20 protein-coding genes are annotated in these 24,015 nt (G+C 68.0%); 11 read left to right on the forward strand and 9 right to left on the reverse strand.

Features of this window, described 5'->3' with window-relative positions:
• Positions 1-33: 33 nt before the first annotated feature.
• Both trxA and ABI214_RS01005 read right to left on the reverse strand, forming a co-directional pair.
• Positions 34-405, reverse strand: a complete 372-nt coding sequence (gene trxA, locus ABI214_RS01000) for a thioredoxin (protein ID WP_348605364.1) — start codon at positions 403-405, stop codon at positions 34-36.
• 113 nt (positions 406-518) lie between these two features.
• Complete coding sequence (locus tag ABI214_RS01005) at positions 519-1,046, reverse strand: 2'-5' RNA ligase family protein (protein ID WP_348605365.1); 528 nt, start codon at positions 1,044-1,046, stop codon at positions 519-521.
• A 20-nt stretch (positions 1,047-1,066) separates the two neighbouring features.
• Here ABI214_RS01005 and ABI214_RS01010 point away from each other — a divergent pair, with 20 nt between their 5' ends.
• The 4 genes from ABI214_RS01010 (at position 1,067) to ABI214_RS01025 (ending at position 4,909) form a co-directional block, all read left to right on the forward strand.
• Entirely contained in the window at positions 1,067-2,164 is a 1,098-nt protein-coding gene (locus ABI214_RS01010; RefSeq protein ID WP_348605366.1) for an isocitrate/isopropylmalate dehydrogenase family protein, read from the forward strand.
• A gap of 98 nt (positions 2,165-2,262) precedes the next feature.
• Entirely contained in the window at positions 2,263-3,189 is a 927-nt protein-coding gene (locus ABI214_RS01015; protein ID WP_348605367.1) for an ABC transporter substrate-binding protein, read from the forward strand.
• Between the two features lie 20 nt (positions 3,190-3,209).
• The gene (locus tag ABI214_RS01020; RefSeq protein ID WP_348605368.1) at positions 3,210-4,148 is read left to right on the forward strand and encodes an amino acid ABC transporter permease; all 939 of its coding nucleotides are present in this window, start codon (positions 3,210-3,212) and stop codon (positions 4,146-4,148) included.
• 8 nt (positions 4,149-4,156) lie between these two features.
• Entirely contained in the window at positions 4,157-4,909 is a 753-nt protein-coding gene (locus tag ABI214_RS01025) for an amino acid ABC transporter ATP-binding protein (RefSeq protein ID WP_348612076.1), read from the forward strand.
• An 18-nt stretch (positions 4,910-4,927) separates the two neighbouring features.
• Here ABI214_RS01025 and ABI214_RS01030 read toward each other — a convergent pair whose 3' ends face one another.
• On the reverse strand, positions 4,928-5,776 hold the full coding sequence (locus ABI214_RS01030) for a class I SAM-dependent methyltransferase (protein ID WP_348605369.1): 849 nt from the start codon (positions 5,774-5,776) through the stop codon (positions 4,928-4,930).
• Between the two features lie 321 nt (positions 5,777-6,097).
• Between ABI214_RS01030 and rpsA the strand changes: the two genes are divergently transcribed.
• Entirely contained in the window at positions 6,098-7,570 is a 1,473-nt protein-coding gene (gene rpsA / locus ABI214_RS01035; protein ID WP_280759387.1) for a 30S ribosomal protein S1, read from the forward strand.
• A gap of 168 nt (positions 7,571-7,738) precedes the next feature.
• On the opposite strand, the gene ABI214_RS01040 is transcribed toward rpsA, so the two are convergent.
• Positions 7,739-7,951 (reverse strand): hypothetical protein, encoded by a 213-nt coding sequence (locus tag ABI214_RS01040; RefSeq protein ID WP_127916614.1) that lies wholly within the window; start codon positions 7,949-7,951, stop codon positions 7,739-7,741.
• 130 nt (positions 7,952-8,081) lie between these two features.
• Here ABI214_RS01040 and coaE point away from each other — a divergent pair, with 130 nt between their 5' ends.
• On the forward strand, positions 8,082-9,305 hold the full coding sequence (coaE, locus tag ABI214_RS01045; RefSeq protein ID WP_348605370.1) for a dephospho-CoA kinase: 1,224 nt from the start codon (positions 8,082-8,084) through the stop codon (positions 9,303-9,305).
• 10 nt (positions 9,306-9,315) lie between these two features.
• On the opposite strand, the gene ABI214_RS01050 is transcribed toward coaE, so the two are convergent.
• Positions 9,316-9,900 carry a DUF402 domain-containing protein gene (locus tag ABI214_RS01050; protein ID WP_348605371.1) on the reverse strand — a complete coding sequence of 195 codons (585 nt, stop codon included), beginning with the start codon at positions 9,898-9,900 and terminating at the stop codon, positions 9,316-9,318.
• A gap of 103 nt (positions 9,901-10,003) precedes the next feature.
• Between ABI214_RS01050 and uvrB the strand changes: the two genes are divergently transcribed.
• From uvrB to ABI214_RS01065, 3 genes are all read left to right on the forward strand, one after another.
• Positions 10,004-12,160, forward strand: coding sequence for an excinuclease ABC subunit UvrB (uvrB, locus tag ABI214_RS01055; protein WP_348605372.1), 2,157 nt, complete (start codon positions 10,004-10,006; stop codon positions 12,158-12,160).
• Positions 12,161-12,182: 22 nt separating this feature from the next.
• On the forward strand, positions 12,183-13,052 hold the full coding sequence (locus tag ABI214_RS01060) for an SCO6745 family protein (RefSeq protein WP_348605373.1): 870 nt from the start codon (positions 12,183-12,185) through the stop codon (positions 13,050-13,052).
• Positions 13,053-13,275: 223 nt separating this feature from the next.
• On the forward strand, positions 13,276-13,728 hold the full coding sequence (locus ABI214_RS01065) for a universal stress protein (protein WP_280759392.1): 453 nt from the start codon (positions 13,276-13,278) through the stop codon (positions 13,726-13,728).
• Positions 13,729-13,737: 9 nt separating this feature from the next.
• Here the strand turns inward: ABI214_RS01065 and ABI214_RS01070 are convergent, their stop codons facing one another.
• The 3 genes from ABI214_RS01070 to ABI214_RS01080 all read right to left on the reverse strand — a co-directional run bounded on the left by ABI214_RS01070 (position 13,738) and on the right by ABI214_RS01080 (position 17,513).
• A complete protein-coding gene (locus ABI214_RS01070; protein WP_348605374.1) occupies positions 13,738-14,160 on the reverse strand; it encodes a DUF732 domain-containing protein in 423 nt (140 codons plus the stop codon).
• A 109-nt stretch (positions 14,161-14,269) separates the two neighbouring features.
• Positions 14,270-16,558 carry a HelD family protein gene (locus tag ABI214_RS01075; protein ID WP_348605375.1) on the reverse strand — a complete coding sequence of 763 codons (2,289 nt, stop codon included), beginning with the start codon at positions 16,556-16,558 and terminating at the stop codon, positions 14,270-14,272.
• A gap of 109 nt (positions 16,559-16,667) precedes the next feature.
• A complete protein-coding gene (locus ABI214_RS01080) occupies positions 16,668-17,513 on the reverse strand; it encodes a DoxX family protein (protein WP_348605376.1) in 846 nt (281 codons plus the stop codon).
• 209 nt (positions 17,514-17,722) lie between these two features.
• Between ABI214_RS01080 and ABI214_RS01085 the strand changes: the two genes are divergently transcribed.
• Positions 17,723-19,090: a wax ester/triacylglycerol synthase domain-containing protein gene (locus ABI214_RS01085; RefSeq protein ID WP_348612079.1), complete on the forward strand. Its 1,368-nt coding sequence runs from the start codon at positions 17,723-17,725 to the stop codon at positions 19,088-19,090.
• A 36-nt stretch (positions 19,091-19,126) separates the two neighbouring features.
• Here the strand turns inward: ABI214_RS01085 and ABI214_RS01090 are convergent, their stop codons facing one another.
• The gene (locus ABI214_RS01090) at positions 19,127-19,819 is read right to left on the reverse strand and encodes an MBL fold metallo-hydrolase (protein WP_348605377.1); all 693 of its coding nucleotides are present in this window, start codon (positions 19,817-19,819) and stop codon (positions 19,127-19,129) included.
• Between the two features lie 154 nt (positions 19,820-19,973).
• Between ABI214_RS01090 and uvrA the strand changes: the two genes are divergently transcribed.
• Positions 19,974-22,931 (forward strand): excinuclease ABC subunit UvrA, encoded by a 2,958-nt coding sequence (gene uvrA, locus ABI214_RS01095; protein WP_348605378.1) that lies wholly within the window; start codon positions 19,974-19,976, stop codon positions 22,929-22,931.
• The last annotated feature ends 1,084 nt before the right edge of the window (positions 22,932-24,015 follow it).

The following is a 24,015-nucleotide window of genomic DNA, read 5'->3' on the forward strand; positions in this document are numbered from 1 at the left end:
AGTGGATGCTGCGGTCAGGCAGTCAGGCGCTGCTCAGTTGCCGGAAGGTGACTGAGCGGCGATCTCCTGGCGGACTTCGTCCATGTCGAGGGCCTTGACCTGCGTGATCAGATCCTCGAGTGCGGCGGGCGGCAGCGCACCGGCCTGGTTGAACACGAGGATGCCGTCACGGAAGGCCATGATGGTCGGGATCGATCGGATCCCGGCGCCAGCAGCGAACTCCTGCTCGGCCTCGGTGTCCATCTTGCCGTGGACGATGTCGGCGTGCTTGTCCGACGAGGCCTCGAAGGTGGGAGCGAAGGAGCGGCACGGGCCGCACCACGACGCCCAGAAGTCGACGAGGACGATGTCGTTGTCCTCGATGGTCTGCTTGAAGTTCTGCTGGGTCAGGGTCTGGGTAGCCACGAAGGGTCCTTTCCGGGGAGTTGGTCGGATGTCTGGTCCGTTGGCCAGTGCAACGCTCCCGCCCGGAGAATTCTTCCGCATGCCCGGATCCGGGAGGACCGCGCCGCTTCCCGTCACGGCCGGCGGGTGATCCGCCACTCCCGTTTGGCGACCGAATCCCAGCGCCGGACGCCGTCGGAGGTGCCGACGACATCGCGATTGCCGGCGCGCGTGACGACGACGGCGGTGCCCAGGTCGGTCGCGGGGATTCGTCGGGACAGCGTCACGTGCGGCGTCCATTCGCCGGGCACGATGTGCGGCGGGACACCCTCGCAGTCCATCATCAGCTCGTAGACGATGCGCTGCAGCGTCAGGAGTTCGGTGGTCGGCACGACCAGTCTGGCGAGGGTGAGACGGCGGCCGCCGAACACCACCACCCCGCCCAGGCGCAGCGGCAGGGGCGCCGACGGCAGTTCCCGCACGAGGGCGGCGTCCACGTCGGGCGGTATCCGACTCGCCACCCCCAGCGTGACGTGCGGCCGATTCGACTCGGCGGTGATGCGGTCCTGGCTGGGCAGGCGCGCGGCGGAGAGGCGGCGCCACTCGGCTCGCACGGTCGCGTCGACATCGCTGTCGAGAAGCAACTCCACGGACTGGACCATCGTGAGTAAATAATGGACCGATGGGGAGCCCTAGTACAGACGACTTGCGGAATCCACGGATCGGTTTGTTGCAGGGCGACGGCATCGGGCGGGAGATCGTGCCCGCGACCAGAGACGTCGTCGACGCGGCGATGGCCGCGGTGGGACTGCCGGAGGTCGACTGGGTTCCGCTGCCGATCGGGTTCGACGCGATCCCCACCTACGGCACCCCGACTCCGGAGCACACGCTCGTCGAGCTCGCGGGGCTCGATTCGTGGATCCTCGGCCCCCACGACAGCGCGTCCTACCCCGAGCCGTTCCAGATGCAGCTGACCCCGGGCGGAGCGATCCGCAAGCGGTTCGACCTCTACGCGAACATCCGGCCCGCGCGCGCCCTGCCGGGGGTGCGCGCGGTGTCGCCGCGGATGGACCTGGTGATCGTCCGGGAGAACACCGAGGGCTTCTACGCCGACCGGAACATGTTCGCCGGCAGCGGCGAATTCATGCCCACCCCGGACGTCGCCATGGCCGTCGGCGTCGTCACCCGGCAGGCCTGCGAACGCATCGCCCACACCGCCTTCGAACTGGCCCGCCGCCGACGCAAGCGGGTCACGGTGGTGCACAAGGCCAATGTGCTCTCGACCACGACCGGGCTGTTCCGAGACGTCTGCCGGGAGGTCGGGCAGCACTACCCCGACGTCGTGGTCGACGACGAGCACGTCGACGCGATGGCCGCCTACCTCGTTCGACGGGGCGAGGAGTACGACGTCGTCGTCACCGAGAACATGTTCGGTGACATCCTGTCCGATCTCGCGGGGGAGCTGTCGGGCTCGCTGGGAACCGCCGCGTCGATCAACGCGTCCGAGGTCAAGGCGATGGCCCAGGCTGCACACGGGGCGGCCCCCGACATCTCCGGTCGCAACCGCGCCAACCCGACCGCGCTCATCCTGTCGGCGGCGATGCTTCTGGAGTGGCTCGGATCAACCCGGCACGAGGCGGGCTTGTCCGCCGCGGCCGCGCGGATTCGCAGCGCCGTCGAGCGGACGGTCGAGGCGGGTGTCGCCACCGCGGACCTCGGCGGTCTGGCGTCGACGACCGAGTTCACCGAATCGGTGATCGCGCGGGTGTTCCGGCGATGATCAAGATCGATCCTCGCGGACCATGATCAACTTCCTCACCGGCGGGTCGAGCCAGTAGGGTTTCGGGGTCCAAAGGCCGGGGATGGGAGGAGTTACCGATGTTCGGACGAGTGGCCGCCGCCACCGGCGGTCGGCGAACACGGTCGGTCCGAACGGTCGTTGGTGCATTGCTGGCGCTGATCGCGTTGACGGCGACCGGGTGCGTCAGGAACAACGAGGGCCTCGTTCCGGTGCTGCCGCCGATCGACGTCCACCGCGTCGACGCGATCACCGATCAACTGCCTCCCGAGATCGCCACGGCCGGTCGCCTACGAGTCGGTACCAACCCGCCGTACGCGCCCAACGAGTTCAAGGACGAGGACGGGACGATCGTCGGATTCGACGTCGACCTCCTGACCGCCGTGGCGGCGGTCCTCGGCCTGACCCTCGACGTCAAGGAAACCGACTTCGACAAGATCATTCCCGCTGTGCAGGCGGGGACCCTGGACGTCGGCATGTCGTCGTTCACCGACACGCTCGAACGCGAGAAGTCCGTGGACTTCGTCACCTACTTCAACTCCGGCGTGCAGTGGGCGCAACGGGCGGGGGACGACGTCGACCCCGACAACGCCTGTGGGCTGCGGGTCGGCGTGCAGACGACCACCATCGAGGACATCGACGAGGTTCCGGCCAAGAGCGCGGCCTGCGAAGCCGCCGGCAAACCGCCGATCCGGAAGATCAAGTACGACAGCCAGGACGATGCCGCGAACGCGCTGATCCTGGGCCGCGTCGACGCGCTGTCGGCCGATTCGCCGGTCACCGCGTACGCGATCAAGCGCAGCAACGGGCGCCTCGTGCCGGCCGGCGGAGTGTACGACGCAAGCCCCTACGGGTGGGTGCTCGCGAAGGGCTCGCCCCTCGGCCCGGTCCTGCAGCAGGCCCTGCAGTACCTCATCGACGGAGGCCAGTATCGCGCGATTGCCGAGGCGTGGGGCGTCGAAGCGGGAATCATCGAAACGTCGGTCGTCAACGGCGCCACACAGTGAGTACGGGAGAGGGAACGGTCATGCCAGCCAACGAGAGTCGGCCACCGGACATGGCGGCCGAGCCGGAGCCGATCAAGGCGGTCCCGCTGCGGCACCCCGGGCGGTGGATCGCGGCGGTGATCGTGGTCGGGCTGTTGGGGCTGTTCATCTACGGGGCCGCCACCAACGAAGCCTTCCACTGGGACGTGTACCGCCAGTACCTGTTCGACGCGCGGATCACCGAGGCCGCCTGGAAGACGATCCAGCTCACGGTGATGGCGATGACGATCGCGATCGTGCTCGGCGTACTGCTCGCCGTCATGCGACTGTCGCCCAATCCCGTGCTCCGATCCGCGGCCTGGGTCTACCTGTGGGTGTTCCGCGGTACGCCGGTCTACGTCCAGTTGGTGCTGTGGGGGTTGTTCCCGGTCATCTACCAGACGATCGCCCTCGGCATCCCGTTCGGGCCCCAGTTCGTGCACCTCGACATCAAGACCCTCGAGGCGGCCTTCCTGTTCGCGGTGATCGGACTGGCCCTCAACGAGGCCGCATACATGGCCGAGATCGTCCGGGCCGGCGTCGGCTCGGTGAACGAGGGCCAGATCGAAGCATCGACCGCGCTCGGGATGTCGTGGTCGCAGACCATGCGTCGTACCGTGCTGCCGCAGGCGATGCGGGTGATCATCCCGCCGACGGGCAACGAACTGATCAGCATGCTCAAGACCACGTCGCTGGTCGTGGCCGTGCCGTACAGCGGCGAACTGTACGGCCGGGCCCGCGACATCTCCGGCGCCAACTTCTACCCGGTGCCGCTCCTGCTGGTCGCGTCCACGTGGTACCTGGCGATCACCAGCATCCTGATGGTCGGTCAGTACTACATCGAGCGGCACTACTCGAAGGGCCTCTCGCGGACCCTCACTGCGGGACAGTTACAGGCACTTGCGGAGGCGCAGCGCAGCGACGAAGGCGGTGCGCAGTGACGACGCCGATGGTCCGCGCCGAGCGGGTCTGCAAGAACTACGGCGCCCTGCAGGTGCTGCGAGGGATCTCCCTCGAGATCGAACGCGGACAGGTGCTGTGCCTCATCGGACCGTCCGGTTCGGGCAAGTCGACGTTCCTGCGCTGCATCAACCACCTCGAGCAGGTCAACGCCGGGCGACTGTACGTCGACGGCGAACTGGTGGGCTACGCGGAGCGCGGCGGCAAGCTGTACGAACTGAGCCCCCGTGCGGCGGCCCGACAACGGCGCGACATCGGGATGGTGTTCCAACACTTCAACCTGTTCCCGCATCGCACCGCACTGGAGAACATCATCGAAGCGCCCATGCAGGTGAAGAAGGTGTCGCGTGCCAAGGCGATCGAGCGCGCCCGGGACCTGCTCGACCGGGTGGGTCTCTCGGAGAAGGCCGACGCATACCCGGCGCAACTGTCGGGCGGGCAGCAGCAGCGGGTGGCCATAGCCCGGGCGCTGGCGATGGATCCCAAGCTGATGCTGTTCGACGAGCCCACCTCGGCGCTCGACCCGGAACTGGTCGGCGAGGTACTCGGCGTGATGAAGCAGCTCGCGAAGGACGGCATGACGATGGTGGTCGTCACCCACGAGATGGGGTTCGCGCGCGAGGTCGCCGACCAGTTGGTCTTCATGGACGGGGGCGTCGTCGTGGAGTCCGGTGTGCCCCGGGAACTGCTGGCGAACCCACAGCAGGAGCGGACGAAGGCGTTCCTGTCGAAGCTGCTGTGACGCGTCCCGCTGGAGATTTCAGGCGGGCTTGCGGGTGACGAAGATTGCCGTGCCCGGGAAGAGCTGGCCGCGCAGCGGGCTCCACTGGCCCCACTCCCGGTCGAGCCACTCGGGCCACTCCGGCTCGACGATGTCGCGCACCGCGAGCCCCGCTGCGACGGCCTCGCGGACGCGGTCACCGATCGTCCGGTGGTGCTCGACGTACGTCGGGATGCCGTCGTCGTCGACCTCGACGTACGGAGTGCGGTCGAAGTAGGGGAGCGTCGCGGTCAGCCCGCGCGGACCCGGGTCGTCCGGGAAGATCCACCGGATCGGGTGGTTGACGGCGAACACCCACAGGCCGCCCGGTCGCAGCACTCGTGCCACCTCCTGCATCACCAGTGCGGAATCCGCGACGAACGGAACTGCACCGAAAGCCGAACATGCGAGGTCGAAGCTCTCACTCGCGAACGGCAGCGCTTCCGCGCCGGCCTGGACGAGGGGGACCCTCGGTCCGCTCCGTTCCATCGCCTCGCGTCCCCTCGCGAGCATGCCCATGGAGATGTCGAGCCCGACCACATCGGCGCCCTGGCCGGCCAGCCAGCGCGCACACGGGGCCGAGCCGCAGCCGACCTCGAGGATCCGCTTGCCGGCGACGTCGCCGAGCAGTTGGACGTCGCCCTCGTGGAGGCCCTCCGGGCACCACACGAACTCGCCGTCGGTCGAATCGACGCCGAGGAACTCGCCGTGCGTGCGGTGATAGTCGTCGGCGTCGGCGTCCCACCACGCGCGGCTGGCGCGCGCGCTCGCCTCCGTTCCGATCCGAGTGCGGGTCACCCCGCTGGTCCCGAGGACGGAAATGGCGGCGGCGTGACGATCGTCGGACATGGTGTCAGCGTAGAGCCCGCCTGCGCGGGCGGAACCGCGAGACCCTCGAGATTCATCGGTGGTCGAACCGCCAGGTGAACCGACCGCCTGTCGGTAGGGTTTGCCCAGCTAGCCGAAGGTCGCGTACCCTGTTGCTCGCGAGTGTCTTCGGTGCAGTTCCTCGCCGGTCGGAGTTTCGATCGACAGGGCGGCGCTGGAGCCTCGTGGCGGTCTGGGAGACCGGGCGATTCCGGCGTCGAGTCGGAATCTAACGCATTCCGGCCCGCCTGTCTGACAGAACGCCATCAACCGACTAACAACCCGTCCGGAGCAACTCAACACATGCCCTCCAACACCGTGACCTCGCCGCAGGTAGCCGTCAACGACATCGGCTCCGCCGAGGACTTCCTCGCCGCCATCGACGCCACGATCAAGTACTTCAACGATGGCGACATCGTCGAAGGCACGATCGTCAAGGTCGATCGTGACGAGGTCCTTCTCGACATCGGTTACAAGACCGAAGGCGTCATCCCTTCCCGTGAGCTCTCCATCAAGCACGACGTCGACCCCAACGAGGTCGTCTCCGTGGGCGATGAGGTCGAAGCCCTGGTCCTCACCAAGGAGGACAAGGAAGGCCGTCTGATCCTGTCGAAGAAGCGCGCTCAGTACGAGCGTGCCTGGGGCACCATCGAGGAGCTCAAGGAGAAGGACGAGGCCGTCAAGGGCACCGTCATCGAGGTCGTCAAGGGTGGCCTCATCCTCGACATCGGTCTGCGTGGCTTCCTCCCCGCTTCGCTCGTCGAGATGCGTCGTGTCCGCGACCTCCAGCCGTACGTCGGCAAGGAGATCGAGGCCAAGATCATCGAGCTCGACAAGAACCGCAACAACGTGGTCCTGTCGCGTCGCGCATGGCTCGAGCAGACCCAGTCCGAGGTCCGCAGCGAGTTCCTGCACCAGCTGCAGAAGGGCCAGGTCCGCAAGGGCGTCGTGTCCTCGATCGTCAACTTCGGTGCGTTCGTCGATCTCGGCGGCGTCGACGGTCTGGTTCACGTCTCCGAGCTGTCCTGGAAGCACATCGACCACCCGTCCGAGGTCGTCGAGGTCGGCAACGAGGTCACCGTCGAGGTTCTCGACGTCGACCTGGACCGCGAGCGTGTCTCCCTGTCGCTGAAGGCGACGCAGGAGGACCCGTGGCGTCAGTTCGCCCGCACCCACGCCATCGGCCAGATCGTGCCGGGCAAGGTCACCAAGCTGGTTCCGTTCGGCGCGTTCGTTCGCGTCGAGGAGGGCATCGAGGGCCTGGTGCACATCTCCGAGCTGGCCGAGCGCCACGTGGAGGTTCCGGACCAGGTTGTGGGCGTCGGCGACGATGCGCTCGTCAAGGTCATCGACATCGACCTGGAGCGTCGCCGCATCTCGCTGTCGCTGAAGCAGGCGAACGAGGACTACAACGCCGAGTTCGATCCGTCGAAGTACGGCATGGCCGACTCGTACGACGAGCAGGGCAACTACATCTTCCCCGAGGGCTTCGATCCCGAGACCAACGAATGGCTCGAGGGCTTCGACAAGCAGCGTGAGGAGTGGGAGTCCCGCTACGCGGAGGCCGAGCGTCGCCACAAGATGCACACCGCTCAGATGGAGAAGATGGCTGCCGACGAGGCTGCCGAGGCTGCTGCCGGCGCTTCCGGCACCAACTACTCCTCGGAGTCGGGCTCGGACGAGGGCGCGGCTGCGTCCTCCGAGTCCGCCGGTGGCTCGCTGGCGAGCGATGCACAGCTCGCGGCTCTGCGCGAGAAGCTGTCGGGCAACGCCTGATGACAGCAGCCTGAGCACGCCTCAGGCATGATCTACCGGAAGACCCCGGCCCTGGGACCACAGGGCCGGGGTCTTTCTGTATCTGCCTTCCCTTCCTTCGGAGGGCGGGACGAACGACAGTGGCCCGATCCCTGTTGGGATCGGGCCACTGTGTGCGTCGTGTGCGGGCTAGTTCGCCGCGGCGGGCACCCATCTGGTGGGCATGGTTGCCGTTCGCTTCCGGATCGCCGTGAAGCTGTGGCGGGCAGGGGTCAGCACGCTGGTGAACCAATTGCGTCGGTGCTCCGCCAGCGCGGTCGCAACCTCCGGGATGAGGATCGCGTGAATGCCGTTCTCCATGCCGAGACGGTGCCGACCGGGACGGGTGGGATTGCTGCGCATTGAGCGCCTCCTACTCGCATGTCGAATCGGCTGGTCGGACGGTCGAAGCAAGGGTATCGGACCAGGTGGTCCAACGCATCATATTGGTCCGTTGATGATCTTCGGCGTGTTTGGTGCGACACTGGTCGGCGTGTTGAGAGTGGGCCTCACGGGAGGCATCGGAGCCGGCAAGTCGACCGTGTCGAAAGTCCTCGCGGAGTTGGGTGCGGTCGTCGTCGACGCCGACCTCATCGCACGGGAGGTCGTCGAGCCGGGAACCCCGGGTCTCGCAGCACTCGTGGAGGCGTTCAGCGACGGCATCCTGCATCCCGACGGCACGCTGAATCGACCGGCCTTGGCCGAGAGGGCCTTCGGCAGCGACGAGTCACGGCTGCTGTTGAACTCGATCTTGCATCCCCGCATCGGTCAGCGCACCGCGGAACTCGTCGACGGCGCACCCGCCGACGGGATCGTCGTGCAGGACATCCCGCTGCTCGTCGAGGGGCGGATGGGGCCGGTGTTCAACCTGGTGGTCGTCGTCTACGTCGACGAGGACGAGCGGGTGCGCCGGCTCGTCGAGTTGCGGGGTATGCCGGAGGCGGACGCGCGCGCCCGCATCGCAGCCCAGGCGACCGATGACCAACGGCGGGCGGCCGCGGACGTGTGGCTCGACAACAGCGGCGCCCCGGAGCTGATCGCCGGGCAGGTTCGCGCGCTGTACACCGACCGCCTGCTGCCGTTCGAGCGGAATCTCCGCAGTCGCGCGGTGGTGTCGGTGCCGCCGATCGTGCGGCCGGCCGACCCGCAGTGGGCGGCCCAGGGCGAGCGTCTGGTCGAGCGGCTGCGTCTGGTGTGCGGAGAGCGAGCAGTGCGCGTCGACCACGTCGGCTCCACGTCGGTCCCGGGTCTCGACGCCCGCGATCTGATCGACGTGCAGATCACGGTCCCCGATCTCGCGACGGCGGATGCCCTGGCCGAGCCGCTGGCGGCGGCCGGCTTCCCGCCGATCGTCGACGCCACCCGCGACGAGCCGAGGCCGGCGTACGGTGTCGGCGGCGAGGCGGATCCGGCCTTGTGGGATAAGCGCACTCACGGTGGTGCCGATCCCGGCCGGCCCGTGGAGATCAGCCTGCGTGTCGACGGCTGGCCGGGTCAGCGGTTCGCGCTCCTGCTGCGCGACTGGCTGCGCGCCGACGCCGCTGCTCGGGCCGAGTTCCTCGAGGTCAAGAGGGTTGCGGTCCGCTGGGCCGCCGCCGACGCGCACACGGGCGAGGCCACCGTGACCTATGCCGCGGCGCTCGCGCCGTGGTTCGATCTCGGCTACCAGCGGGCCTGGGAGTGGGCCGAACGAAGCGGCTGGTCGGCGCAGGGCTGACCGGGCGGCGTCAGCGCCACGTGACGGGCATTCCCTTCGACGCCAGCCATGCGTCCATGTCGTGGCCGTGGGCGGCGATCCCGTCCACGGCGGCCACCGCACGCTGGATCGCGCGGTCCGCCGTGCGCGGCGAGATGTAGCCGTGCGCCGTCGCCGAGATCAGCTCGTCGACGTCGAGGAGTTCGGTCTCGCGTCCGGTCCGGACCACCAGATCGAGATAGTGGTCCTCCGACTTCCAGACGTCGGGGCCCCGCGTGAAATCTCCGATGTCGATGTAGTGGTTCTGGTCGCGCTTGTGGAACGGGTGGAAGTGGAAGATCGTCGCGCGGATGCCGAGATCCGGGATCAGCCACGACTCGAGATAGTGGAACGAGGGGTGGTCGGCCGAGCGGGCCATGTACAGCCCCCACGACTCCAGCCGGTAGTGGTCGACCGGTCGCACGAAGCCCTTGGGATCGGTGTTGGTGCGTTCGGTGATGTTGAAGTACTCGACCTTCGGTCGGTGCGCCGGAACCAAATCGATCGTCGGCACGTAGACCGAAGCGGGGGGTGCGGTCGGCGTGGCCGCGGCGGTGGCTGGTTCGACGTTCTCCATACAGCAAGAACGTACCGGCAATCGCGGCGCAGGGCATCGGTGACCGCACGCGCGGAACGCAGCGTTATCAGAACTTGTCGGAAGGGGCGCATACCCTGGTCTCATGGCGTTCGCATCCGAGCACCCCGTAGTGGCGCATTCCGAGTTCCGGCCGGTCAGCGAGATCGAACGGTCCGACAGCAGCTTCCAGGTCGTCAGCGAATACGAGCCGGCCGGTGACCAGCCGGAGGCCATCGACGAGCTCGAGCGGCGACTGAAGGCGGGGGAGAAGGACGTCGTCCTGCTCGGCGCGACCGGTACCGGCAAGTCGGCGACGACAGCGTGGCTCATCGAACGTGTACAGCGTCCGACGCTCGTGATGGCGCCGAACAAGACCCTGGCCGCGCAGCTCGCGAACGAACTGCGGGAGATGCTGCCGAACAACGCCGTCGAGTACTTCGTCTCGTACTACGACTACTACCAGCCCGAGGCGTACATCGCGCAGACGGACACCTACATCGAGAAGGACTCGTCGATCAACGACGACGTCGAGCGGTTGCGGCACTCGGCCACATCGAGTCTGCTGTCCCGGCGCGACGTCGTGGTGGTCGCCTCGGTGTCGTGCATCTACGGCCTCGGCACGCCGCAGTCGTATCTCGATCGCTCCATCGAGCTCGAGGTCGGGGTCGAGGTCGACCGGGACGCGCTGCTGCGGCTTCTCGTCGACGTGCAATACAACCGCAACGACATGGCGTTCACCCGCGGCTCGTTCCGGGTTCGCGGGGACACGGTCGAGATCATCCCGTCGTACGAGGAGCTGGCGGTGCGGATCGAGTTCTTCGGCGACGAGGTCGAGGCGCTCTACTACCTGCACCCCCTCACGGGTGATGTGGTGCGACAGGTCGACACGGTGCGCATCTTCCCGGCCACGCACTACGTCGCGGGCCCGGAGCGGATGGAACGCGCCGTGCACGACATCGAGGCCGAACTCGAGGAGCGGCTCGCAGACCTGGAGAACCGCGGCAAGTTGCTCGAGGCGCAGCGACTGCGCATGCGCACCCAGTACGACCTGGAGATGATCAAGCAGGTCGGCTTCTGCTCGGGTATCGAGAACTATTCGCGGCACATCGACGGTCGCCCCGCGGGCTCGGCGCCGGCGACGCTCATCGACTACTTCCCGGAGGACTTCCTCCTGGTGATCGACGAGTCCCACGTGACGGTCCCGCAGATCGGCGCGATGTACGAGGGCGACATGTCCCGCAAGCGCAACCTCGTCGAGTTCGGGTTCCGCCTCCCCTCGGCGACCGACAACCGCCCGCTCACGTGGGAGGAGTTCGCGGGCCGGATCGGTCAGACGATCTACCTGTCCGCGACGCCCGGGCCGTACGAGCTCGGGCAGGCGGGCGGCGAGTTCGTCGAGCAGGTGATCCGCCCCACCGGCCTGGTCGATCCCGAGGTCGTGGTCAAGCCGACCAAGGGCCAGATCGACGACCTCGTCCACGAGATCCGCCAGCGGACGGAACGGGACGAGCGTGTCCTCGTCACGACGCTCACCAAGAAGATGTCCGAGGACCTGACGGACTATCTCCTCGAGCTCGGCATCCGGGTGCGGTACCTGCACTCGGACATCGACACGCTCCGGCGGGTCGAGTTGCTGCGACAGCTCCGGTTGGGTGAGTACGACGTCCTGGTCGGCATCAACCTCCTGCGTGAGGGCCTCGACCTGCCCGAGGTGTCGCTGGTCGCGATCCTCGACGCCGACAAGGAAGGCTTCCTGCGCAGCACCACCAGCCTCATCCAGACCATCGGCCGCGCGGCCCGCAACGTCTCCGGCCAGGTCCACATGTACGCGGACAAGATCACCGACTCGATGCAGCGCGCCATCGAGGAGACCGAGCGTCGCCGCGAGAAGCAGATCGCGTACAACCTCGAGAAGGGCGTCGACCCCCAGCCGCTGCGGAAGAAGATCGCCGACATCCTCGACCAGGTGTACGAGGAGGCGGACGACACCGAGGTCGAGGTGGGTGGATCCGGTCGTAACGCCAGCCGCGGTCGCCGCGCTCAGGGCGAGGCGGGACGGGCCATCAGCGCCGGCGTGTACGAGGGCCGCGACGTGAAGTCGATGCCGCGCGCCGAGCTGGCCGACCTCGTCAAGGAACTCACCGACCAGATGATGAACGCGGCGCGGGATCTGCAGTTCGAGCTCGCCGGGCGCCTGCGCGACGAGATCGCGGACCTGAAGAAGGAGTTGCGCGGGATGGACGCGGCGGGACTGAAGTAGCGGCGCGCTAACGTCTTCGGTCATGGACGCTCATCTCGCCGGCCGCACCGCCCGCTCTCTGGAACTGCTCCACTCGCTCTCCTACTTCGCGCCGGAGGTGGAGGCCGAACTGGTCGGGGTCGGTTTGGAGCCGGGCAGGATGACCTACTTCGCCGGACGTGCGGCGCCGATGGGTGCTGTGGGCGCGGGCGTCGTGACCGCGACGTTCTACAACTTCGATCCCGCACTGATTGCCGACGCGATCCCGCGCGCCTGGACGCTCGCTGATCCCGACCAGATCATCGCGGCGCGGTATCGCGGTGTCGATGCCGCGTATCGCGCGCTGTTCGGCGATGCGGTCGCCTCGGCCGACATGGCGGAGGCGGCACAGTTGGCGGCAATTGCCGCCCAGGCGATTCCCGGCGTCGACGGTCGACCGCTGTACGCGGGCTACGCCGCCCTCGACTGGCCCGAAGAACCGCACCTCGTGCTGTGGCATGCGCTGACCCTGCTGCGGGAGTACCGCGGAGACGGTCATGTCGCGGCACTGCAGACCGCCGGGCTCAGCGGCCTCGAGGCGTTGATCACCCACACCGCCGCCGGAATCGGATTCCAGAAGAAGTTCGCGCAGAGCCGGCGAGGGTGGTCACCGGCCACATGGGACGCGGCCGTCGCCGGGCTGCGTGATCGCGAACTTCTCGACGAACGCGGTGAGTTGACCGCCGACGGCCGCGAATTGCGTGACGTGGTCGAGGATCTCACCGACGAACTGGCCGCGGCGCCGTGGACCGGACTGGGCGAGGACGGGGCCGCGCGACTCACGGAACTCGTCGAGCCGTGGCGGAAGTCGGTCCGCGAGTCGGGACTGTTCCCGGCGTCGCTGTTCGGCCCGCGGTACGGCGAATCGCGCTGACGACTCGGCTCCGCTCCGTCGCCGTGGTGAAATGGTGCGGCAGGGGTGGAGCCATCCACCGCGACACTGGGGTGGAGCAATCCACCGGGGGATGAAGCATGTTGTGCCGCAATTCCACCAGGCTGTGCGCCGATGACGCTAATGTCAGCGCAGCAGTTGGGGATCTCGGTCGACCAGGGCACCACGGCCACCGTCCTCGATCAACGCACACATGGAGGAATGAATGAGCGCCTACCGGACCGTCGTCGTCGGAACCGATGGATCGGACTCGTCGTATCGCGCGGTGGACAAGGCCGCCGCACTGGCCGGCGACGCCGAGGCCAAGCTCGTGATCGCGTGCGCGTACTACCCGGCCGACCCCAAGGACACCGAAGTGGCGCAGGACACCCTCGGTGAGGACGCATACCAGGTCACCGGATCGGCGCCCACCTTCGAGATCCTGCGGACGGCGCGCGAGCGGGCCACCGCGGCCGGTGCCAAGAACATCGTCGAGCGCGCGATCGTCGGTGCCCCCGTCGACTCGCTGCTCGCCCTCGTCGACGAGGTCGAGGCCGACCTGCTGGTGGTCGGCAACCGCGGGCTCAGCACGCTGACGGGGCGTCTTCTCGGATCGGTCCCGTCGGACGCGGCGCGCAAGTCCACGTCGGACGTGCTGATCGTGCACACCGTCCGCTGAGTTCGGCGGTCAGCAGAAGTCTGCGCGGGCTCGATCCAGCAGCAACTGAGTGGCCGCGTCGGGGGTGAGGGTGCCGCCCGACAGGCTCGCGCCGTAGGCGCCGACGGACCGCAGGTTGTCGAGGATCGTCGAGTCGGGTGTGCCGGCGGCCGATTGCCGGCACACCCCGTCGGCCAGCGCGAACAGCGTCGAGTGCGGAACCACTTCGGGGAACCCGTCTGCCGCGAGGGCGTCCGCGTAGCGCGTGACGCGGGCATCGGTGGTTGTTGTCGCGGACACGGGGTCGGTGGCGACGGGTGTGGCGGCCTGCGGAGCGTCGTCGGTAGCGGTCGCCGACGTGCAGCCGGCCACCACTATCGACGCAACCACGCCGACGACACCCATCGTCGCCGAGCGCAGCGCCAGGCGGGAAGCGGTCGATGTCGTCGGCATGGTCTTCTCGTCCCGTCTCGGTGTGTGATGGTGTGGGGTGAGGGCGGATCGGCCCGAGGACCCCTGGCACGGTACCGCTTCGGCCGGAGCCACGATGTCGGTTCGCCGATCAGCGTCCCGACGGCACGACCGACGCGTCGAGCGATCGGAGTGCGGTCGGCAGGGGGCGGGCATGCACGATCCCGAGACGTTGGGTGGCACGAGTCAACGCCACGTACAGGTCGTTGATCCCGCGCGGCGAGTCGTCCAGAACGTCCTGCGGCTCGACGATGATCACCGAGTCGAATTCGAGCCCCTTGGCGTCCTTGACGGTCAGCACGCTCACCGACTCCGAACGCAGGTCGGACAGCTGCTCGACGTGGTCGTGTCCCGCAAGGACGGCGGTGAGACCGGGTCCGGCCTCGTCGGCGACCCGGCGCCGCACCTCGTCGAGGATTTCCGACTCGTCCACGTGCTGTGCCCACGGCGCGAAGCCCGATTCCCGAACCGACCGGGGGACAGTCTGATCCGGGTCGATCTCCTCGAGCACCCGATGCGCGAACTCCATGATCTCGGCCGGTGTCCGGTAGTTCACGGTCAGTTCGGTCAGCTTCCAGCGCTGCGCCACGTACGGCCCCAGCACGTCCTGCCACGACGAGCTGCCTGCCGGGTCGCCGGTCTGGGCCGTGTCGCCGACCAGCGTCATCCACCGATTCGGGATGCGCCGCATGAGCATTCGCCACGCCATCTCCGACAGCTCCTGCGCCTCGTCGACGATGACGTGCCCGTAGGTCCACGTGCGGTCGGCCGCCGCACGTTCGGCCGTCGTGCCGTGGCGGCCCATCTCCTGGCGTTCCGCCAACTGGCTGGCGTCGATCAGGTCGTAGGCCATGAGGATCTCGGGGTCGAGGTCGTCCTCGAGATCCTGCGGCGCCGACCCGGTGAGGATGTCGAGCGCACCCTGGGCGTCGGCGATCTGCGATCGCCAGCGGCGCTGCGCGCGTTCGCGTTCCGCGGCGTCGTCGACGCCGAGCAGCTCGGCCAGCTCGTCGAGCAGGGGGGCGTCGGCGGCACTGAAGCCGACCCCGGAGGTGCGCAACAGTGTCGCGAGCTCCTCGTCGCCGAGGTCGGGGGCCGCCGACGCGAGCCGCTCGGGGGAGCGCAGCAGGTCGGTCAGCACCTGCTGCGGCGTCAGGTCCGGCCACAGCGAGTCGAGGGCCGCCATGATCGACGGGTCCTCGCGCATCTCGTCGCGCATGTCGGCGATGTCGTCGCGGCTGAGCAGGTTGCCGCCGTCGACGAGGTTCGCGCCAAGCGTCGCCGCCAGCTGATCGGCGAGGGCCTCGATCGCCGCGGACACGAAGATCGGGCGCGCCAGGTTGTGCGGCCGCCTCGACGACCGTGCCCGGCCGCGTGCCCGCGTGACGACCTTGCGGTCGAGAGTGATCGGGTAGGTGTCGAATCGCAGTTCGATCGGCTGCTTCGGCACCTCCTGCCGGTCGCGCACCGCCTTCTTGAGGACGTCGATCATCGCGAGCGAACCCTTCACTTCGCCCGCCGCGAGCGTGTCCTCACGGGTCGCCCGGACCCCTGGGTACAGGTCGCCGATGGTCGACAGCAGCACGCCGGTCTCGCCGAGCGACGGCAGGACCTGGCTGATGTAGTCGAGGAACGTCTCGTTGGGGCCGATGATGAGGACGCCGGACTTCTCCAGCTGCTGGCGGTACGTGTAGAGCAGGTAGGCGGCGCGGTGCAACGCGACCGCGGTCTTTCCGGTGCCGGGCCCGCCCTGCACGACGAGCACGCTCTTGTGGTTCGAGCGGATGATCGTGTCCTGCTCGCCTTGGATCGTCTCGACGATGTCGTGCATCTGCCCGGTGCGGGCGGCGTTCAGAGCCGCGAGCAGCGCGCTCTCACCTGCCACGCCACCGGCGCCGCCGCCGCCACCGCTCTCCTCGGCCGCAGCCAGGTCCAGGTACTCGTCGTTGACGGCGGTCACCGCGCGGCTGCGCGTGCGGATGTGCCGGCGCCGAGTCACACCGTCGGGCGCAGCCGGCGTCGCCAGGTAGAACGGTCGGGCGAGCGGCGCGCGCCAGTCGAGGAGCAGGGTCTCGTAGTCGTTCGCCTCGTCGAGGATGCCGATGCGTCCGATGTAGCGCGGCTCGCCGTCGTCGTCGACGTCGATCCGGCCGAAGCACAGGCCGTTCTCGGCGGCGTCGTACCGCGCGAGGTCCTCGGTGTACATCTGCGTGAACGACTCGCGCTCGCTGCGTGCCTGCGGCGTGCCACCGGTCTGCAGGAGGACCTGGCTCAGCCGCTTCTGCGCGTAGGCGCGTAGTTCGTCGAGACGCTCGTACAGCGTCGACACGTAACCCTGCTCGTGTTCGATATCGGGGTGCACACGGGCCTCGTCGGGCAAGAGGTCTCCTAGGTTGGAACGGCAGAAAAGCGCCCAAGCAGTCTAGTGCGCCGAGCCTTCCAATGCAGAGTGCCTGGTGACGGACGCGATCCGCGGCCTGGCGTCCTGATCAATCCTGCAGTTCGGCCGCCTTCGCACGTGCTGTCGCCAGCGCGCGCTCGGCACGCCTGCGGGCCTGCCGACTCAGAACCTCACCCTGCTCGCCCGCTGTCGCGGCCCATTCGCTGCCGCGCTCGCGGGCGAGATGGGCGAACTCCGTACCGCGCTCGCGGGCACGTTCGGCGAGAACCGGCCCCCGCTCGCGAGCCACCTCACCGAGGTCGACGCCGCGCTCCTTGGCGAGCTGAGCGATTGCCAGTCCGCGCTGGCGTGCGACGTCGAGCAGTTCGGTGCCGCGTTCGCCGGCGTGCTCGGCCGCCGTCCGGGCACGCTCGGACACCTGCTGTAGCCGGTCGGAATCGCCCGCGCCGCCGTTCGACAGCGCTTCTGCTATCGACTCCTGGGCCTTCCGTGCGGCGCGGCGACCGCGCCACCCGAGGGAGGGCTTGCCCTCGGTGTCCACTGCCGCGATCAGCAGTCCGCCGAGCATCGTCATGTTCTTGCAGAACTGCATACGCTGCATCGCACGCTGTCGTGGGTCGTCGACGTTCCAGAAGTCATGGCCGGCGATCGTCGTCGGCACAAGCGTTCCGGCGAGCACCAGCGACGCCGCCCGGGGCGCCTTGCCGAGCGCCAGGAGGGCGCCGGCACCTACCTGGATCGCAGCGTTGATCTTCACGAGAGATTCAGGGTCCGAGGGAAGCTTGTCGGCGACACTCCCCGGCAGTGACGCGACACTCTTCTCCAGGTAGGGCGCGGCGGCTCGAGCCTTGAGTGCTGGGCTGCGCAGCGAATCGATGCCCCCGGCGATGAACACGGTAGAGAGCAATGGGCGTGCGATGCGGCGAACGATCATGGGTGGCCTCCCAACCTTGGTTCCCGTACCACCGTATCGACGCCGGGGGCATCCGGCAGGGAACGAGCGGAATGGGAAGACCAGCTGAGTGCGTGCACCCCGACGAACGGCTCTATCCGCGACACTTGGGGACCAGTAGTTTCGAGGTTGAACGGCAATCACGGAGCACGCGAGGGTGATCCATCGTGACGGGCACGCGTGACACGCACATGACCCAGTCGGAGTTCTTTGCCTGGAATATGGAACAGGATCCGATTCTTCGATCGACCATCGTCGCCGTCGTCGTTCTCGACACCACACCGGACTGGGAACGGTTCGTCACGATGATGGATCGCGCGACGCACGTGGTACCGAATTTCCGGCACAGGCCCGTCCGGGCGCGGTGGGGGATCGCTCCGCCGCACTGGGTGGTCGACCCGGACTTCGACCTGTCGTGGCATGTGCGGCGTCTGGCGCTTCCCGCGCCGGCCGACCTCGACGCAGTTCTCGACGTGGCGCGACGGAGCGCAATGGAAGCCTTCGACACGAAACATCCGTTGTGGCATTTCACGCTGCTGAGCGGTCTCGGGGACGGCCGGGCCGCCCTGGTACTCAAGGTTCACCACTCGCTGACGGATGGCCTCGGTGGCGTCGAGATCGCGGGCGAGATCGTCGATTTCGCCCGCGGTGGAACAGATCGGGGGCCCCTGCCCGATGCGCCCCGGCCGACGGAGGTCAGCGCCCTCTCGGACACCGCGGAATGGGTCGCGGAGACGGCCGCCGACCTGGCCCGGAAGGGGACACGCACGCTCGCATCGGCCTTGCGTCGCGCGTTCGGAAGTCCCCTCCGGACCGTGCTGGATGCTGGGACAACCTGTGCCGCCGTGGTTCGCTTCGCCCGTCCGGTTCCGAACACGCTGTCGCCGATCATGACCGCACGCGGTCTCCGCCGGCGCCTAGCCGCGATCGACGTGCCGTTGGAGGACCTCCACACGGCATCGAGACACGCCGGCGTTTCTGTCAACGCCGCATTTCTCGCCGCGCTGATGCTGGGGATGCGGAAGTACCACGAACGGCACCGCGCGAGCGTCGAACGACTCCGCGTGACCGTGCCCGTCAGCCTGCGCACCGAGTCGGACCGCTTGGGCGGCAATCGCATCACGCTGGTCAGGCTCGCGTTGCCCGTGAACCCGGCCGATGATCCGGTGGAACTGATGCGTCGGATCGGCGGCATCGTCGAGACATCGCGCCGCGATCCAGCGGTTCCGCTGTCGAATGCCATCGCCGGCGCGCTGAACCTGCTCCCGACCGGCTACCTGGCGTCGGTTTTCGAGCACGTCGACGTCCTGGCATCGAACGTCCCGGGCTCACCGATCCCGATGTTCCTTGCCGGCGCCGAGATCGAGCGGTACTACGTCTTCGGTCCGACGCTCGGCACCGCCCTCGATGCCACCCTGATGTCACACGCCGGAACCTGCTGCGTGGGCATCACCGCCGACTCGGCCTCGGTGCCGGATCTGCCGGTCATGACCGAGTGCCTCGAGGACGGCTTCCGCGCGGTTCTCGCCTCCGCCGCGCCGGACCTGACGCCGTCCTAGGGCCGAACGCCCGGGACGGGTGCCTAGGGGAGACCGTCACCAGCCCCGCGTGCGCCATTCGCCGAGGTGCGGGCGTTCAGCGCCGAGCGTGGAATCCTTGCCGTGGCCCGGGTAGAAGACGGCGTCGTCGGGGAACCGGGCGAACAGCTTGGTCTCGACGTCGTTGATGAGCGAGGTGAACCGCTCGGCGTCGGGGGTCTTGCCGACGCCCCCGGGGAAGAGCGAGTCACCGGTGAAAAGGTGGACGCGACCACCCTCGCCCTTCTCCGTCAGCGCGAGCGTGATGCCACCCGGCGTGTGCCCGCTCAGGTGGATCACCTCGAGCGTGAGATCGCCCGCGCACACCGTGTCACCGTCCTCGAGGCTGCGCGACGGTGTGACCGACAGGATCTCCGAGTCCAGGGGGTGCGCGGCGGTGGGCAGGCCGGTCTCGGCGGCGACCTCGGACAGCGCGAACCAGTGGTCGTGGTGCTGGTGCGTCGTGACGATCAGTTCGAGCTGCGGGGCCTGCTCGTCGATCAGCTGCAGGATCCGTTCGGCGTCGTTCGCGGCGTCGATGAGCAGCGACTTCCCGGTTGCGGAACACGTCACCAGGTAGGTGTTGTTGTCCATGGGGCCGACGGACATCTTGATGATCGTGGCGCCCGGGACGGTCCGGCGCTGCGCGGCCGAGCTGCCGGACAGATCGCCGGTGTAGTCGTCGTCGATGGTGATGCGCTGCTGCTCCATGATCGGGAGGTTACCGTCGAATCGCGGTGTTGCCGCCCACAGCCGCCGATCATCGCGAAACCCGCTGGTCGGCGAGTTTGTCGGTGCCCGCGCCTACCATGGGCTGCGCCCGGACGAGTGTCCGTGCGACGGTCGAACCGAGAAGGGAATTCGTGTGGCGGATCGCCTGATCGTGCAAGGCGCACGTGAGCACAATCTGCGAGGGATCAATCTCGATCTGCCCCGGGACAGCCTGATCGTCTTCACCGGACTGTCGGGCTCCGGAAAGTCCAGTCTCGCGTTCGACACGATCTTCGCGGAGGGACAGCGCCGTTACGTCGAGTCGCTGTCGGCCTACGCGCGGCAGTTCCTCGGACAGATGGACAAGCCCGACGTCGACTTCATCGAGGGGCTCTCGCCCGCGGTGTCGATCGACCAGAAGTCGACCAACCGCAACCCGCGGTCGACCGTCGGCACGATCACCGAGGTGTACGACTACCTGCGTCTGCTGTACGCCCGCGCCGGCAGCGCGCACTGTCCGGTGTGCGGTGAGCCGATCGCGCGGCAGACGCCGCAGCAGATCGTCGACCAAGTGCTCGAGATGGAGGAAGGGACCAAGTTCCAGGTCCTCGCCCCCGTGGTCCGCACCCGCAAGGGCGAGTTCGTCGACCTGTTCGAGCAGCTCAACACCCAGGGCTACTCCCGTGTCCGCGTCGACGGTGTGGTGCATCCGCTCACCGATCCGCCGAAGCTGAAGAAGCAGGAGAAGCACGACATCGAGGTGGTCGTCGACCGCCTCACCGTGAAGGCGAGCGCGAAGCAGCGCCTCACCGACTCTGTCGAAACTGCCCTGCGTCTGGCCGAGGGCATCGTGGTGCTCGATTTCGTCGACCGCGACGAGGATGCCCCCGACCGCGAACGCCGGTTCTCCGAGAAGCTCGCGTGCCCCAACGCCCACCCGCTGTCGATCGACGACCTCGAGCCGCGCTCGTTCTCGTTCAACTCGCCGTACGGCGCCTGCCCCGAGTGCACGGGCCTCGGCATCCGCAAGGAAGTCGACCCCGACCTCGTCGTCCCGGATCCCGAACTGTCGCTCGACGACGGAGCGATCGCGCCGTGGTCGATGGGGCAGAGCGCCGAGTACTTCGGCCGCCTGCTGTCCGGCCTCGGCGACATCCTGGGCTTCGACATGCAGACGCCGTGGAACAAGCTGCCGGCCAAGGCCCGCAAGGCGATCCTCGAGGGCAGCACCGAGCAGGTCCACGTCAAGTACAAGAACCGCTACGGGCGGACCCGGTCGTACTACGCCGAGTTCGAGGGCGTCATGCCGTTCCTGCACCGGCGGCTCGAGCAGACCGAGTCGGAGCAGATGAAGGAACGCTACGACGGGTACATGCGCGACATTCCGTGTCCCGCGTGCAACGGCGCGCGCCTGCGCCCCGAGATCCTGTCGGTGTCGATCACGTCGGAGACGTACGGCCAGAAGTCGATTGCCCAGGTGTGTGAGCTGTCGATCGCCGACTGCTCGGCGTTCCTGAACAGCCTCACCCTCGGCGCCCGTGAGGAGGCGATCGCGGGACAGGTCCTGAAGGAGGTCCAGGCGCGGCTCGGGTTCCTGCTGGACGTCGGCCTCGACTACCTGTCGCTGGCCCGCGCTGCCGGCACCCTGTCGGGTGGCGAGGCGCAGCGCATCCGACTGGCGACGCAGATCGGCTCGGGTCTGGTCGGCGTGCTGTACGTGCTCGACGAGCCGTCCATCGGCCTGCATCAGCGCGACAATCGCCGTCTCATCGAAACCCTCACGCGCCTAAGGGACCTCGGGAACACCCTGATCGTCGTCGAGCACGACGAGGACACCATCCGGACCTCGGACTGGGTGGTCGACATCGGCCCGCTCGCCGGCGAGCACGGCGGCCGCGTGGTCCACAGCGGGTCGTACGAGGAGCTCCTGACGAACGCCGAGTCGCTCACCGGTGCGTACCTGTCCGGGCGCAGCACCATCGACGTCCCGGCCGAGCGTCGCGCCATCGACCGGAAGCGGCAGGTCACCGTCGTCGGCGCCCGCGAGAACAATCTCAAGGGCATCGACGTGAGCTTCCCGCTGGGTGTGTTGACGTCGGTCACCGGGGTGTCCGGGTCGGGCAAGTCGACGCTCGTGAACGACATCCTCGCGACGGTGATGGCGAACAAGCTCAACGGCGCCCGCCAGGTGCCCGGTCGGCACACGCGGATCAACGGCCTCGACCAACTCGACAAGCTGGTCCAGGTGGACCAGTCGCCGATCGGTCGGACACCGCGCTCGAACCCCGCGACCTACACGGGCGTGTTCGACAAGATCCGCACCCTGTTCGCCGCGACCACCGAGGCCAAGGTGCGCGGGTACCAGCCGGGGCGTTTCTCGTTCAATGTCAAGGGCGGCCGCTGCGAGGCGTGCTCGGGCGACGGCACCCTGAAGATCGAGATGAACTTCCTGCCGGACGTCTACGTGCCGTGCGAGGTGTGCCACGGGGCGCGGTACAACCGCGAGACGCTCGAGGTGCACTACAAGGCCAAGACCATCGCCGAGGTCCTCGACATGCCGATCGACGAGGCCGCGGAATTCTTCGAACCGGTCACGTCGATCCACCGGTACCTCAAGACCCTCGTCGAGGTCGGGCTCGGCTACGTCCGACTCGGTCAGCCGGCTCCGACGCTGTCGGGTGGTGAGGCGCAGCGCGTCAAGCTCGCCGCCGAACTGCAGAAGCGCTCGACGGGCCGGACCGTCTACGTGCTCGACGAGCCCACGACGGGCCTGCACTTCGAGGACATCCGCAAGCTGCTCAAGGTCGTGAACGGGCTCGTCGACAAGGGCAACACCGTCATCGTGATCGAGCACAACCTCGACGTCATCAAGACGTCGGACTGGATCGTCGACATGGGTCCCGAGGGCGGATCCGGCGGCGGCACCGTCGTCGTCGAGGGAACCCCCGAGGCTGTCGCGGCGGTTCCGGAGAGCTACACCGGTCGGTTCCTGAAGGAGGTCCTCGCGGCACCCGCGGTGGCCGGCGACGGGGCCGCCACCGGCAAGGCGACGACCCGGAAGGCCGCGTCGACGCCGCGCAAGCGGGTCCGGAAGCCGGCCGCGGTCGGTTAACACGCGAAAGCGGTGGGGGACCGAGCGTCCCCCACCGCTGCGGTGGATCGGTGGTCCTGACTGGCTGGACCGGGACCTCCTAGGAGCCGAAGCCCAGTGCCGCCGAGCCGAACTGCAGTGTCATCGAGCCGTAAGTCAGGAACCATTCAAAGGCGGAATGTTCGGGCATCTCGGGTGAAGCAAGCATGATGTGTGACTCCTTCGGTGTGGGTTCTCCTGGCGGGGGACGCCTGTGCGGTGGTGGTGCGTGACCGGTGTCACGCGCAGGGCACGCTATCAACTCGCGGCCGTAACGGTGCCGGTTTCGCCGAGTCGGTCTCTCCGCGCTCATTTCGGGTGTTTCCGCCGGTCAGCGCGAAAATGGACATGTGTCTAACGTTTGATGTGTTGTTGCATGCGCGTCGCCCCGTGGTCGGCGAGGCCGGGTGTCGGGTTGTCCGCGCAGATCCTGGCCCGACGGCAGCGTGTGGATCGCTGTCGCCGAGGCGGTCTCGGCGGTCGGACGGTGTCGAGGACATCCGCAAGCGCCCGAGGGTCGTGAACCGACTCGTCGACAACGGCAACACCGTCATAGGGATCGAGCGGAAGGCCACCTCGACGCCGCGCAAGCGGGTCCGGAAGCCGGCCGCGGTCGGCTTAGGCGCAGTCGATTCGTTGTGCGATGCGGCGCCGACCCGGGCGCATGGGGCGGGCGGCGGCGAGGATGGCACGCGAAAGCGGTGGGGGTCGAGCGTCCCCCACCGCTGCGGTGGATCGGTAGTCCCGACTTGCTGGGCCGGGACCTCCTAGGAGCCGAAGCCCAGTGCTGCCGAGCCGAAGCTCAGTGCCGTCGAGCCGAGATGTAGGAACCAATCAAGGGGGGAAACTTCCCCGCCGGGCAGCTCGAGTTCACCAAGCATGATGTGTGACTCCTTCGGTGTGGGTTCTCCTGACGGGGGAACCCTGTGTGGTTGTCGTGCGTGACCGGTGTCACGCGAAGGGCACGGTATCAATGCGAGGTCGTAACGGAGGCGGTTTCGCCGTGCCGATGTCTCCGTGCCCGTTCCGGTTGTTTCCGCCGGTCAGCGCGAAAGTGGGCATGTGT

It is taken from the genome of Prescottella soli, assembly GCF_040024445.1.
Lineage (GTDB): Bacteria > Actinomycetota > Actinomycetes > Mycobacteriales > Mycobacteriaceae > Prescottella > Prescottella soli.